This window comes from Corynebacterium sp. Marseille-P3884 (assembly GCF_017942225.1).
Classification (GTDB): Bacteria; Actinomycetota; Actinomycetes; order Mycobacteriales; family Mycobacteriaceae; genus Corynebacterium.
In genome coordinates, this window is the sequence record NZ_JAGKSD010000013.1 from 14,190 (window position 1) to 27,551 (window position 13,362).

The window sequence follows — 13,362 nt, forward strand, 5'->3', positions numbered from 1 at the left end:
TCAACGAAAATCAGGTTGCGCTACCCGGGTTCCTCCAGCCCCGGATAGCGAAAAGAGGGCCGCGCACTGTTTTCTGGGTCAGTGCGCGGCCCTCTGATTTCAGTGAAGCGAAACGCTTAGGCAGCAGCCTTAGCGAAGCGCTCAGCGACGTCGTCCCAGTTGACAACGTTCCAGAACGCCTTGGCGTAGTCAGCCTTCACGTTCTTGTACTGCAGGTAGTAAGCGTGCTCCCACATATCCAGCATGAGGACCGGGGTGAAGTCCACGGAGATGTTGCCCTGCTGGTCGGTCAGCTGCTGGATGATCAGGCGGCCAGCAATGTGGTCGTAGCCCAGGACAGCCCAGCCGGAGCCCTGCAGGGAGGTGGCGACACCCTCGAACTGCTTCTGGAAGCCCTCGAAGGAGCCGAAGTCGCGGTTAATAGCCTCAGCCAGCTCGCCAGCCGGCTCGCTGTCGCCGTTCGGGCTCATGTTCTTCCAGAAGATGGAGTGGTTGGTGTGGCCACCCAGGTTGAAGGCCAGGTTCTTGGACAGTGCACGCAGCTTGTCCGGGTTAGCCTCGCCGTTGCGCTCAGCCTCGAGTGCCTCCAGAGCGGCATTCGCGCCCTTGACGTAGGTCGCGTGGTGCTTGTCGTGGTGCAGCTCCATAATCTCGGCGGAGATGTGGGGCTCGAGCGCGTCGTATTCGTAAGGCAGGTCGGGAAGCTCGTAAACAGCCATGATCTATGTCCTTTCTTCTTTCGTTCGCGCTTGGTAGAAGCGCCGTGCCCCGCCCATGATAGGGAAATTTGAAATTTCTGGCGGTGAGCCTGGGAATTGCCGCACATGCCCAGTAGTTATGGAGTACATGGCATTTTTCTTCGGACGCACCCCGCAACTCGTCGATCCCGACCGTGCCCTGCCCGGCCGCAGTGAGCCCGTCCTGCCCGCTCCACAGCCGCACGCAGTTTTGGGCACCCCGCTGACGGGCCCGTGGCGCGAAGGCCAAAAACGCCTGCTCGTGGGCATTGGCTGCTTTTGGGGCGCGGAGAAAATGTACTGGAATATGAACGGAGTCGAGTCCACATCGGTGGGCTATGGCGGCGGCGTCACGCCGAACCCGACCTACCGCGAGGTGTGCTCCGGACAGACGAACCACGTCGAGCTCGTCGAGGTCGTCTACGACCCGAATGAAATCAGCCTCAAGGAGATCGTCCGCGCCGCGCTCGAGGCGCACGACCCGACGCAGGGTTTCCGCCAGGGCAACGACGTGGGCACCCAGTACCGCTCTGCGTTCTACACCGACACAGAAGACGAGGCCGAGCTCATCCGCGGGTGGGTCGCAGAATACGGGCAATCGCTTATCGACGCCGGGTACGGCCCCATCACCACCGAAGTGCAATCAGGTGTGGACTATTTCTTGGCTGAGGACGAGCATCAGCAGTACTTGCACAAGGTGCCGCAGGGCTATTGCCCCCATCACTCCACTGGGGTGGCCTGCGGAATTTAAAGGTGGGGCTAAGAGGTCGCCGACCGGCTAAACGTGTTCTGCGCCGATTCCTTCGCCGCTGATGCGGCGTTGGCGCGAATGCGTGTGGAGTCCGCATGGATCCATTCGGAGATCTTCTCTATCTCGTCTTTATCCGCGCCGGCATCTAGGACCGCATTCCAATAGGCGACCGTTTCATTGTGGTACTGGTGGCCGTGCCCGCCCGGCTGCTGTTGCGAAGTCAACTGGTCCACACCGACCTGCCAGCCGGTGATGAACGGCACCCAACGCATATTTTGCAGAACGTCGACGTGCTGCGCTTCCGGCGCTTTCACGCCACGTGAGCCCGGCTCACGCAGCCAGTCCGGCTTGCGGATGAACAGCCACCAGTCCCACCACACCACCGGGTCGGAGGCATGCTGCGCGAACACGGCGCGGGGGAATTGCCATTCCTGCTCGTACTCGCTGCCGTCGAAGGTGTGCTCTAAGTGGTCCGGGTGCGCGGTGAAGCGCACGTGTCGGCCACCGTCGACGACGGGGAGGCGCTCCGGGCTGCCGTGGTCGCGGTTCTTGGTCAGCTGGACGTGCCGCGCGGTAAAGCCCGGCGTTCCGGTGAAGACACCGCCGTCGATGCTGCCCAGCAGGGAATCGACGCTGTCGAAGGAGTCGGCGACACCGTACGCGCCGAGGGATTCGCCGCCGACATAGAGACGTGGGCGCTTGTCCTCGGGCAGCTCGGCAAGGCGTTCCCTGATCGCATTGATGAGCACCCGCGAGCTGCGCACCGGCACGCTGCGGTCCGAGGCGTACGAGTAGGCCGAAGGCATGAACGAGTACTGCTGCGCCACGATCGCGCAGTCGCCGCGGTTCAGGAATTCGAAGCCGGAGGTGTGGAAGTCATTGATCCACCCCGTTCCCGCCGAGGACAGCACCGCGATGGCTTTGCGCGACCACGCGTCCGTGCGGTCCATCTCCTGCAGCGCCAATAGCGCCTGCTCTTCTGGGCTGCGGTCCTTCAACCCGATGAAGACGCGGATTGGTTCCTTCGCCTCAACTCCGAGCACCTCTTCAAGGTCAGCCTTGCGCGGCCCGCCTGCGACAACGGCGCGGCCCTGGCGGCCCAGGTACTTCCAGCGCTCCAGCGAATCCGGCGAACCGGAGCGTTCTGGTTCCCGCGGCTTCGTCGCGCCGGGCAGGAATTCGCGGTTCAACTCATCCGCATTGCGGTAGGCGGCGTTGAGAATCTGGCGCACAACGACCTTGTCGGTGAGCACCGCGCCGAGCGCGCTAAGCCCCAGGATTGCCAACGGCCACGACGCAGCCGGCGGCATCCAGCGGCGCAGCTCGGTGTTGAACCGGTCGGCCGTGACCTGGATGCCCTCACCTGCCAGCAGGAGTGCGCCGTAGCCGATGGAACCCAACGCGATTCCGGCGAGGGTCTGCAGTGGTCCCAGGCGGGTGGGGTCTTCGACGAGGCGCTCGTGCTCGGATCGTCGTAAAGCTGCTGAAAGATACGAGGCGACCGTCATTGTGCCCATGGCGATCTGCACGGGAACTGCTGTCTTGCGGCGCAGCGCGCGCGGATACGTCCAGTTGCGCGCGGACGCGATCGCGGCAATCAGATTCGACACACCGACGCCCACCGTGTGCCCAGCCGCCTGGCTGATCGCGACATTCGCCGTGGTCACCCACCACGGGTGCGGGAGCAGCGACGGCGAGATTGCGCTCCACGCCGCGACCTCCGCCCCCAGAATTCCCGCCGCGAAATCATCCGGCAGGCGGCGCAACCCTGACATGCGCACCACGGGCGTGAGATCCGCCAGCAATTCCACCGCGTACAGCGGCGCGCGGACCGCGTGTGTGCGTCGCGGCCACAACTGCTTCACGGTGCCCTTCGCGCTTTCCGCCCAGTCTCCGGCGCGAGTGCGTAGCGTGCGGAAGGAAAGCTCGAGCGGAGTGATCAGCATGCGCCCTATTGTGGCAAAGATCGCAACCGTGCGCTGCTGGGAACCGCTTAAACCAACGAGAGGTGAACGGCGCGTTATCTTCGCGTGATACTTCAGTGTCTACCGCGGTTAGCGCTTTGAGGGGCGCGAAACCGCGCCTAATGTCGGAAGGCAAGTTTGCACGCGTTTTTTGGGGAGACTCCGCAGGCATGACCATCGCCACCTCCGCCCAGGTTTCGGCACCCAGCACCACCCCGCTCATCGTCGCTCACCGCGGCGCGTCGGGCCTTCACCCGGAATCAACGCTCCGTGCGTTCGACGAAGCGTTGAAGATGGACGGCGTCCACGGCATTGAATGCGATGTCCGACTCACACGCGACGGCCGTCTCGTCGTCCACCATGACGCGCTGATCAACCGCACCTCGAACGGCGCCGGGCGCATCGCCAAGATGGATCTCGCCGAGCTGCGCCAATTCAATTACGGCACCGAGGACGACCCGCAGGAGCTTTTGCTTCTCGACGATCTGTTGGACCTCCTTCAGGATTATCCCGACAAGCACATTTACATCGAGACGAAGCACCCCACCCGCTTCGGGCCTGAAGTAGACGAGCAGACCGTGCGCACCCTTTGGTACCGTGGAATGAAAGAAGACCCGCGCGTCCACCTCATTTCCTTCTCCCACTCCGCGATGCGCTATTTCACCCACGTCGTCCCGGAGCTGGAGACGTTCTACCTGTTCCGCCTCCGTGAGAAGAAGTGGAACCCCACCAACACGATGCTCTCGCGCCCCTATGGAGTCGGCCCAGCCCTGGCCCACCTGCGCGGCAAGCCGAAACTGCTCGGCTATCGCGGGTTGAAGACGTACACCTGGACCGTCAACGAGCCCGAGCACATGCGCTGGTGCAGGGACAACGGCGTCAACGTCTTTGCCACCGACCACCCGCACATCGCAGTGGAGACTTTCCGCACCCCAGACACGGCCATGTGATCTGACCACGGTAGATTGGTCGACATGGCCAAGAAGAACCGCAAGAAGAAGGAAGAACTGCCCGAGGGCATGAGCCGCCGCCAGGCGAAGCTCGCCGCCCGCGCCGCAGAACGCGAAGCACTCCAGAAAGACCCCCGCCCGTACAAGGGTTTCAAAGCCGAGACTGACCTTGTCGCCCTGCAGGAATTCGTTCCGTCCGCAGTGGCGAAGGTGGATGTCAAGGGCACTGAAGTCAACATCGTCACCGTCCTGCCCGGCGCCGGTGCAGCCCTGCGCCGCCCGGAGGAGGACGGCGGCGAGCGTTTCGTCGCGCTCCAGGTGCAGTCCCACTCCCAGAACCCGAACCGCGACCTCGCCTACGCCCTGAACTGGGTGCTCGAGGCCGAGCCGGGTGCCACCCTGGGTTCGACTGCCGCCGACGGTAACCAGCCGGAGCTGAACACCCTGCTGGACGAGTCCACTGAGCTGGATATCACCGCCCACGACGACTTCAACTGGTGGTTCACCGAGTCCGCAGCCGGCAACCCGCAGGTCGCTCAGGCGCTGGCACGCGCCAATGACGCTGTGCTGCCGTCTGAAGAGATCGACGCTGATCTGCCGGGCTCCATCTGGTGGGTCAACCCGGGCGGCGGCAAGGCCCACATCCGCTGGGTCCGCCCAGAGGAAGACGAGCGCAAGATGCTCGACGCCCTGGCACGCATCGCCGCCCGCGGTGAGCTCAACCTCGGTGAGGGCACCAAATTCGCCGGTGCCTTCCGCACCCACGGCCTGCTCGTGCCGGTCTTCGATCTCGACCCGTCCGTCGCCGCCGATTCCTACGGCGACGCGCTGAAGAAGGTCAACGAGGCGATCGGCGCCGAATACGACAATGATGCCCAGCTCACCGCGGATGAGCGCAAGCAGCTGGAGAACATCAAGTCGCGCCAGGTCACCATCTAACGTTTCGAGGTCAGCATTGGCTTCTCAGTCAGGGCGCGCTGGTTTGAGCACGCGCCACCTCAATTTCATTGCGCTCGGATCCGCTATCGGCACCGGCCTCTTCTACGGTTCCGCCGGTGCGATCCAGGCCGCGGGACCGTCGGTTCTGCTGGTGTATTTGCTCGGCGGCGCAGTGGTGTACTTCCTGCTCCGCGCGCTCGGCGAGATGTCGGTCCGCCACCCAGTGCGCGGGTCCTTCGCGGAGTACACGCGCGCCTACTTGGGCGGCGCCGCCGGCTACCTGACCGGCTGGATGTTCGCCTTCGAGATGGTCATCGTGGCTTTGGCGGATCTCACCGCCATTGGCATCTACATGGGCTTCTGGTTCCCCGACGTCTCACGATGGGTGTGGATTGTCGCAGCCCTGCTCATCGTCGGCGCCGCCAATGTGGCCAGCGCGAAGGCTTTCGGTGAGCTGGAATTCTGGTTCACCGTGGTCAAGGTCGGCGCAGTTGTCGCCATGATTCTCGCCGGTGCGGCCGTGCTCATTTTCGGTCTGTCCACCGCGGAGACCACCGGCCCGGTGAACTTGGTCAACGACGGCGGATTCTTCCCCAACGGTTTCACCGGCATGGTCGCATCGTTCATCCTCGTGCTCTTCGCATTCGGCGGCACGGAGATCATCGGCGTCGCCGGTAGCGAGGCCACCGATCCCAAGAAAGCTGTGCCGAAAGCGGTCAACACTGTCCCGGTGCGCATCCTGCTCTTCTACGTGCTGTCCATCCTGGTAATCCTCATGATCAACCCGTGGCGCACGATCACCGGCGACGAGTCCCCCTTCGTGCAGATCTTCTCCACCCTCGGCGTAAATTGGGCTGCTGGCCTGCTGAACTTCGTGGTCATCACCGCCGCGCTGTCCGCCATCAATGCGGACCTCTTCGGCGCCGGCCGCGTGCTCACCGGCCTAGCCAAGCAGCACTTTGCCCCGCGCATCATGGCCCGGACCGTCCGGGACGTGCCGGTCATGACCACGGTGATTTTGCTGTTCGTCATGGTTATCGGCGTCATCGCGAACACGCTGATTCCGGATCGCATCTTCGAGATCGTCGCCTCTCTGGCCACGTTTGCGACCATCTTCGTGTGGTTGATGATTCTGCTCGCGCACCTCGCTTCGCGCCGGTCGATGACCGCGGAAGACGTCGCCGACCTGGACTACAAGACTCCGCTGTTCCCGTACGGCCAGTACTTCGCGATCTTCTTCATCCTGTTCACCTTCGGGATCATGGTCTGGTTGCCCGAGTTCCGTGGCGCGTTCTTTGTCGGCCTCGCGTTCAGCGTGGTGTGCGTGGCGATGTACTACATAACCGGCCGCCACAAGCTGCCGGAGCAGCCGGCGCCAGTGAGCGAAAGCTCTTAGCGCAAGCCGGCGAAGAGCTGCTCTGCGGCGACGTCGTCCCAGACGAGCACGCTGCCCACTTCGGTGTCCACGAAATCGCCGATCGGCACTGTCTCCGTGTTCACCCCGCCGCGCAGTGCGAATGCCATGCGCGCAAGGTGCCACACGTGGTCGCCGTCGCCCACGATGAACATGCTGCTTCCTCGCAGCACCAGTGGCACAAGCCGGAACGGGTTGAGCAGCACAGCCGGTGACAGTGCTTTCTTCATCAGGACGCTGACGAATTCGCGCTGCCGTTCCACCCGGTCGAGATCGCCCATCGCGGTCGCGCGGGTGCGCACGTACCCCAGTGCCGTCGGGCCATCCATCTTCTGGCATCCGGCCTGGATATTGATCTTGGCCAACGGGTCGTCGATCGGCTCTTTCGGGCAGAGCTCCACGCCGCCGACCGCGTCAGTGATGCCGGCGAGACCACCCATTCCGATCTCCGCGTAATGGTCAATCCGCAGATTCGTCGCGTTCTCCACGGTCTCGGCAAGGAGTTTCGGCCCGCCGAATGCGAATGCCGCGTTGATCTTGTCCATGCCGTAGCCCGGGATATCCACATACGAATCACGTGGAATCGACACCAGCGTCGCTTTTCCGCCGTTGGGAATGTGCATGATCATGATCGTGTCTGTGCGTCCGGTGCCGATATCGCCGCCGGTGCCCAGGCGTTCCACGTCCTTCTCGGTCAGCCCCTCGCGTGAGTCCGAACCGACGATCAGCCAGTTCGTGCCCGCTGTATTCGCCACCGGATTATCCGGGAATGCGTCCACGCGGGTCAGTCGCGCGTCCACGAACAGTCCGCCGGCCACGACCAGAACGATCAGTAGGGACAGCAGCGTCGGGATGCACCCCACGCAGCCCATGCGCGGCCGCGGCACGCGAAACTTCGGACGGTTCCGTTGCTTGGGGGCCGGACGCTCCGCCCGAACATGCCGTTTCGGCGACAGCTCCAACTCCGGCTCCCAGCGCTCCTCACGCCTGGGCGAGCGGACGTCCCTGCGCCGCTGCTCATTGGCCAGCGGTGTTCGCCTCGGCTCGTACGCCGTGTCCTGCGGCATGTACTGGCGGGGTCGCGACTGTCGTTGCTCTCTTGGCTCTCCTGCCTGTCTCGGCTGCAGAGTTTCCCGCACCGGGCGCTCGCTTCTTACCGGCCGCACCGTTCGCTCCGGCGACTCGTGTGGCGGCCGGCTCGCGGACCGCTTCCGGATCGGGCGACCGTACCTGTCGATCAGCGGCTTCCCGTCTTTGCCCACGAGGAAATCCCCCGGGTTGTCCCGGGGGTCGTTGGAATGCGGGGTCGTCGACATGGAATATATCTTAAACGCCGCCCCCACTAGTCACAGTATTTAACGGCTGTAACAGCAGGGAACTTTACGGCGCTATGCACTGCATAGTTAGTGGGGGTTTGTCGCGCCGACCCGGGCTGCAGATGTTAACCCCAGATGTGAGTTACCCCAGGTCGGAAGAATCGGCCGACAATCGTGACCTGGGGAAACTAAGTTTTGGGGTTCACATCTAGGGCTCACATCTAGAAATGGGGTTTTCACAACCCCAACCAACCGAGGTCGAGGAAGAGGTAGCCGAGGTAGGCGACGGCGTCGATGAGGAAGTGGGCGAGGATGAGCGGCCAGACCTTGCCGCCGGTGCGGTGGTAGAAGTAGGCGAAGATGACGCCCATGACGATATTGCCCACACCGGCGGAAAAGCCCTGGTAGAGGTGGTAGGTTCCGCGCAGGACGGCGGAGGCGGCGATGGCTGCCCAGACTGGGACGCGGAGCTGCTTTAACCGGGTGAGCAGCCACATCACCACGACGGTCTCTTCGGCGAAAGCGTTGGCGGCGGACCAGACAAGCAGGAGCGGGATTTTGGCGGCGTCGGTGGCGGGAACGATCTCTTTGGTCCACCCCATCTGCAGCGACACCACGTAGAGGGCGAGTCCGGGGATGCCGATGAGTGCGGCCAAACCGGCACCCCAAGCCCAGTCACGCCAGCGCGGCCGCTGCAATTGGGTGCCGAGCAGATATAACGCCAAACCGCCCCAGGCCATGAGAGTCGCGGCCGACGCGAGCTGCAAAGCGACATCGAGCCAGGACAGGGACGAGGCGGCGTCGTTGAGTACCGTGCGCTGGTGGTTGAGAGGGGTGGGGGAGAGGGCGGCGTCGATAAGCTTGAGCCCCGCGCGCACGCCGGACATGCCGAAAGTGACAGCGAGGACGAGGAGCACCTCGAGTGTGAGGCGGCGCCGGTCGGTGGTCATGGGTCAACTGTAGGCTGTGGAAGCATGAGCACGACGACCGTTGCGTACCTGGGGCCTGCCGGGACGTTCACTGAGGAAGCGTTGTGGCTGTTCCGCGACCACATTGAAGGCGAGATCACGCCGCTGCCTGTCGATTCGCCGTCGGAGGCGCTGAATGCGGTGCGTGAGGGCCGTGCGCAGTGTGCCGTGGTGGCGATTGAGAATTCTGTCGATGGGGCAGTGACCAGCACGTCTGACGCATTCGTGGAAGGCGGCGGGGTGATGATCTACCGCGAGGTGGAACTGCCGATCAGCTTCGCCATCATGACGCGTCCTGGTCTCCCGTTGCGTGAAGCAACGCGCTTTTCAACGCACCCGGTGGCCCACCGCCAAGTCCGTCGCTGGTTGGAGGACAACCTGCCTGGTGCAGAGTTCACTGCCGCGTCGTCGAATGCCGCCGCCGCGAAAGCTGTGGCTGAGGGCGAGGCCGATGCGGCAGCCGCCCCGCGCCGGGCAGCGGACCTGTTCGGGCTGGACGTCCACGCGGAGGGCATCGCGGACATGAGCGGGGCGCGCACCCGGTTCGTGCTGGCCGGGCCGACAGGCGTGCCCACGAAGCGCACGGGAAACGACCGCACATCGGTGGTTTTCCAGCTGCCGAATGAGCCGGGCACTCTGGTCGGCGCGCTGCAGGAATTCGCGTACCGGGGCGTGGACCTCACCCGTATCGAGTCGCGTCCGACGCGCGAGACGGCGAATACCTATAACTTCTACGTCGACCTCGTCGGCCACATCGATGATGTCCCCGTCGCAGAGGCGCTGCGCTCGCTGTGGTTGCGGGCCACCACCATCGCGTTTTTGGGCTCGTGGCCGCGCTTCGATGGCGGCGGGGACGAGCGCATCGTCGATCCAGAACGTCTTGAACAGGCAGAACAATGGGTCCGCGCGGCCCGGGAAGGAACCTCATGCTGATCTTGCTGCGTCATGGCCAGACCACGTCGAATGTGGACCACAAATTGGACACTGTGCTTCCCGGCGCTGAGCTCACCGAGCTCGGCCGCGAACAGGCGAAGGCGGCGGGCGAAGAGATCTTGGCCAATTACGAGGTCGACCGCGTCGTCTCCTCGCAGGCGACCCGCGCGAAGCAGACTGCGCAGATCGGTTTCGGGGAGCGCTTCGCGGATATCCCGGCGATCGACGGCATTCACGAGGTTCACGCCGGGCGCTGGGAGATGCACAATTCGCGCGAGGCGCACGAAGCGTACCTGACCGCGTTCCGCGGGTTCTACCGCCGCCAGCTTGAGGCGCTTATCGACGGTGGCGATACCCTCGACATCTTCCTTTCCCGCTACAAGGGCGGTCTTCTCCCCCTTGCCTCGCAGGAGGGAACGACTGTGGCTGTGTCCCACGGCGGCGCGATCCGCGCTTTTGCGGCCAATGCCTGCGAAGTGAGCCCCGAATTCGCCGAGGTGAGCTACCTTCCCAACTGCCAGTACGTCGTGCTGGACCCGGCCGCGGGTCCGACCGGCGATGCGGTGGAGGATTTCGGCCAGTGGCGCGTGGTGCGCTGGGCGGAATACCCGCTGCCCGACTAGCCCCAGCCGAGGTGGTGCAGCTCGTGTTCCTCGAGGCCGAAATAGTGCCCGACCTCGTGGAAGACGGTGACCTTCACCTCGTGGCGTAGCTCCTCCTCGTCAGCGCAGAGGTCCTCCAGGGCGTCTTTGTAGATGAATACCGCATCGGGGAGGAACCCGGTGTGGTTAGAGTGCTGCTCGGTCAGCGGGACGCCTTCGAAGAGCCCGAGGAGCTCGGGGTTGTCCTCGTTATAAGGCCGCGCCAGCACGACCATATTGGTCATGTGGCGTGCGAAGTCCTCGGGGATCTCATCGAGGGCATCGTTGATCATTGCCTCGAAGACTTCGTCACTGACGGGATCCATCATGGCTGATCTGCAGGTGCGGGCGATGCGGAAGGCGATGGCGAGGTCGAGCTTTTCGCGGCCTCCTGCTGGCGCTTCTGCTCTTCGCGCAGCGGGCGACGCTCCGGCGGGGCCTTCGGGGTCTGGCCGTCGACCTTGAGCGCTTCGCGGCCGTCCTTCGCCGATCCGGTGATCGAGGCGAATTTATCGTGCTTCGGCGCGACGAGGCCGCAGTTCACGGAGCGGCTTCCACCGTCCCATGCCTGGGTGGAGATGGTTCCCCAGTACACCTGCAAGGTGGACTGGTACAGGTTCTCCTCGTTGCCCAAGTACTCCTCGGCAGCCTTGGCGCAGGCGGCGCCTAAGTGCTTGTCCTGGTCCTCCGGGGAGGGGGTGCGGTCGGAGAAAACTGGGTCGAGGTCGACGATCTTGGTCACCTCGATATGGTGCGGCTCAGTGCAGTCGACGGCGCGCAGGTTATTGGCCTCGTCGGTGACCTCGCAGGTGCCGGGCTCAGCGACGCGGGCCTGGTCCTGCTCGGCGGCGGGGCCGGTGGTGAGGATCGGGGTGCCGTCAGAATCTGTCTCCTGCAACCCGCACAGCATGGTGCGGTCGCCTTCCGCCCAGGCTTCAGCCGGGGGCAGGATCGGGGCGATGGAGTAGCGGCCCGTCGGATCGTAGCGGCCGTTGAGATAACGGACGGATGCTGTCTGGCACAGCTCCTCGCGCAGCTGCGCCTGGCGCGTGGGATTCGGCGCCTCGGAATTGGGGCCGAACTCCGCCGTCGGGTACGTGTTCAGGTCTTCGCGGGAGGAGACCTCGAAGCGGTGCTCGTTTTCGCAGTCTGTCTCCGTGAAGCCGGAAACGGTACCGTCTTCGGCGACATCCCAGGTCAGGCACGCGCCGCGGTCAGCGGCGGTGAAGGTGGGGGTGGGTTCTTCGTCGGCCGCGGAGGTCTGCTGAGCGGGCGCGGCGGGGTCGTCGCCCGCCTGGTCGCTCACAGCGTAACCTGCCGCGGCGGCGTAGGTGCCCACGCCAAGAGCTCCGGCCAGTGTCGCCACCAAAATGGTGCGCAGGCCGGATGTGCTCAGAGAGGATTTCCGTGCAGCCATGGTGTCTATCATGCCTTATCTAGGGCCATGACCTAATCCCACGGGGTAGGGTTGATACCCGTGATCGATCTGAAGTTTCTGCGTGAAAACCCTGACGTTGCCCGCGCCTCCCAGCAGGCCCGCGGCGAAGACCCGGCGCTGGTGGACCAGCTCCTGGCTGCCGATGAGGAGCGCCGCGCCAGTATTCAGAAAGCTGATGAGCTGCGCTCCGAGCAGAAAGCATTCGGCAAAAAGATTGGCCAGGCAGCTCCTGAGGACCGCCCCGCACTCCTCGAGGGATCCAATGAATTGAAGGAGAAGGTCAAGGCGGCGGAGGAAGCGCAGAAGGCGGCGGAGGAGAACGTCGAAAAGCTCCAATACCGCGTTGCGAACATCGTGGAAGGTGCCCCTGCCGGCGGCGAGGAAGACTTCGTTGTGCTCGAGCATGTCGGCGAGGTCCCGGAATTCGATTTCGAGGTGAAAGACCACCTGGATCTCGGCGAGGCGCTCAGCATCATCGACATGAAGCGCGGCACGAAGGTCGGTGGCGCGCGGTTCTACTACCTCGTCGACGACGGTGCGTGGCTGCAGTTGGGCATGCTGATGCTCGCGGCGCAGAAAGCGCGCGAGGCTGGCTTCAAGGTCATGGTTCCGCCGGTGCTGGTGCGCCCGGAGATCATGGCGGGCACTGGCTTCCTCGACGCGCACGACGAGGAGATCTACTACCTCGAGCGCGACGATATGTACCTGGTGGGTACCTCCGAGGTCGCCCTGGCCGGCTATCACCGCGACGAGATCATCGACTTGGCCGACGGCCCACTGCTGTACGCCGGTTGGTCCTCCTGCTTCCGCCGCGAGGCGGGCTCGTACGGCAAGGACACGAAGGGCATTTTGCGCGTCCACCAGTTCGACAAGCTCGAAATGTTCGCTTATTGCAAGCCGGAAGACGCAGAAGAGATGCACCAGAAGCTCCTCGGCCTCGAGCGTGAGATGCTCGCTGCCGTCGAGGTGCCGTACCGCATTATCGACGTCGCCGCTGGTGACCTCGGCTCGTCCGCTGCCCGCAAATACGACACTGAGGCGTGGGTGCCGTCGCAGGGCACCTACCGCGAGCTGACGTCGACCTCGAATTGCACGACATTCCAGGCCCGCCGCCTGGGCACCCGCTACCGCGATGCGGACGGCAAGACGCAGACTGCGGCGACGCTCAACGGCACGCTCGCGACGACGCGCTGGCTCGTGGCCATCCTGGAGAACAACCAGCGTGCCGACGGCTCTGTGGCTGTTCCCGAAGCACTTCGTCCCTGGGTGGGCAAAGACGTTCTGACCCCGAAGAAGGGATAAAAACACACC

13 protein-coding genes are annotated in these 13,362 nt (G+C 64.1%); 7 read left to right on the forward strand and 6 right to left on the reverse strand.

Going from position 1 to position 13,362, the window contains the following annotated elements; genetic code table 11:
* Positions 1–116: 116 nt before the first annotated feature.
* Positions 117–719: a superoxide dismutase gene (locus J5Y21_RS08570; RefSeq protein WP_210574457.1), complete on the reverse strand. Its 603-nt coding sequence runs from the start codon at positions 717–719 to the stop codon at positions 117–119.
* Positions 720–846: 127 nt separating this feature from the next.
* On the opposite strand from J5Y21_RS08570, the gene msrA reads away from it, so the two are divergent.
* Positions 847–1,488, forward strand: coding sequence for a peptide-methionine (S)-S-oxide reductase MsrA (msrA, locus tag J5Y21_RS08575; RefSeq protein WP_210574459.1), 642 nt, complete (start codon positions 847–849; stop codon positions 1,486–1,488).
* An 8-nt stretch (positions 1,489–1,496) separates the two neighbouring features.
* Here the strand turns inward: msrA and J5Y21_RS08580 are convergent, their stop codons facing one another.
* Positions 1,497–3,434, reverse strand: a complete 1,938-nt coding sequence (locus tag J5Y21_RS08580; protein ID WP_210574461.1) for an alpha/beta-hydrolase family protein — start codon at positions 3,432–3,434, stop codon at positions 1,497–1,499.
* Between the two features lie 188 nt (positions 3,435–3,622).
* Between J5Y21_RS08580 and J5Y21_RS08585 the strand changes: the two genes are divergently transcribed.
* From J5Y21_RS08585 to J5Y21_RS08595, 3 genes are read left to right on the forward strand one after another with little or no spacing between them, the layout of a single operon-like run.
* A complete protein-coding gene (locus J5Y21_RS08585; protein ID WP_210574463.1) occupies positions 3,623–4,402 on the forward strand; it encodes a glycerophosphodiester phosphodiesterase family protein in 780 nt (259 codons plus the stop codon).
* A gap of 24 nt (positions 4,403–4,426) precedes the next feature.
* Positions 4,427–5,341 (forward strand): DUF5926 family protein, encoded by a 915-nt coding sequence (locus J5Y21_RS08590; RefSeq protein WP_210574465.1) that lies wholly within the window; start codon positions 4,427–4,429, stop codon positions 5,339–5,341.
* Between the two features lie 43 nt (positions 5,342–5,384).
* A complete protein-coding gene (locus tag J5Y21_RS08595; RefSeq protein WP_246875098.1) occupies positions 5,385–6,737 on the forward strand; it encodes an amino acid permease in 1,353 nt (450 codons plus the stop codon).
* On the opposite strand, the gene J5Y21_RS08600 is transcribed toward J5Y21_RS08595, so the two are convergent.
* Positions 6,734–8,071, reverse strand: coding sequence for an LCP family protein (locus J5Y21_RS08600; protein ID WP_210574470.1), 1,338 nt, complete (start codon positions 8,069–8,071; stop codon positions 6,734–6,736). The genes J5Y21_RS08595 and J5Y21_RS08600 overlap by 4 nt on opposite strands.
* A 236-nt stretch (positions 8,072–8,307) precedes the next feature.
* Positions 8,308–9,021 carry a CPBP family intramembrane glutamic endopeptidase gene (locus tag J5Y21_RS08605; protein WP_210574472.1) on the reverse strand — a complete coding sequence of 238 codons (714 nt, stop codon included), beginning with the start codon at positions 9,019–9,021 and terminating at the stop codon, positions 8,308–8,310.
* Positions 9,022–9,045: 24 nt separating this feature from the next.
* Here J5Y21_RS08605 and pheA point away from each other — a divergent pair, with 24 nt between their 5' ends.
* Together pheA and J5Y21_RS08615 are read left to right on the forward strand one after the other, a co-directional pair.
* Positions 9,046–9,972, forward strand: a complete 927-nt coding sequence (pheA, locus tag J5Y21_RS08610) for a prephenate dehydratase (RefSeq protein WP_210574474.1) — start codon at positions 9,046–9,048, stop codon at positions 9,970–9,972.
* Positions 9,966–10,595: a histidine phosphatase family protein gene (locus tag J5Y21_RS08615; RefSeq protein ID WP_210574476.1), complete on the forward strand. Its 630-nt coding sequence runs from the start codon at positions 9,966–9,968 to the stop codon at positions 10,593–10,595. Before pheA ends, J5Y21_RS08615 begins: the two co-directional genes overlap by 7 nt.
* On the opposite strand, the gene J5Y21_RS08620 is transcribed toward J5Y21_RS08615, so the two are convergent.
* Together J5Y21_RS08620 and J5Y21_RS08625 are read right to left on the reverse strand one after the other, a co-directional pair.
* Positions 10,592–10,939 (reverse strand): metallopeptidase family protein, encoded by a 348-nt coding sequence (locus J5Y21_RS08620; protein ID WP_210574574.1) that lies wholly within the window; start codon positions 10,937–10,939, stop codon positions 10,592–10,594. The two genes, J5Y21_RS08615 and J5Y21_RS08620, sit on opposite strands and share 4 nt — an antisense overlap.
* Entirely contained in the window at positions 10,939–12,030 is a 1,092-nt protein-coding gene (locus tag J5Y21_RS08625) for a septum formation family protein (protein ID WP_210574478.1), read from the reverse strand. Before J5Y21_RS08625 ends, J5Y21_RS08620 begins: the two co-directional genes overlap by 1 nt.
* A gap of 60 nt (positions 12,031–12,090) precedes the next feature.
* On the opposite strand from J5Y21_RS08625, the gene serS reads away from it, so the two are divergent.
* The gene (gene serS, locus J5Y21_RS08630) at positions 12,091–13,353 is read left to right on the forward strand and encodes a serine--tRNA ligase (RefSeq protein ID WP_210574480.1); all 1,263 of its coding nucleotides are present in this window, start codon (positions 12,091–12,093) and stop codon (positions 13,351–13,353) included.
* Positions 13,354–13,362 lie beyond the last annotated feature (9 nt).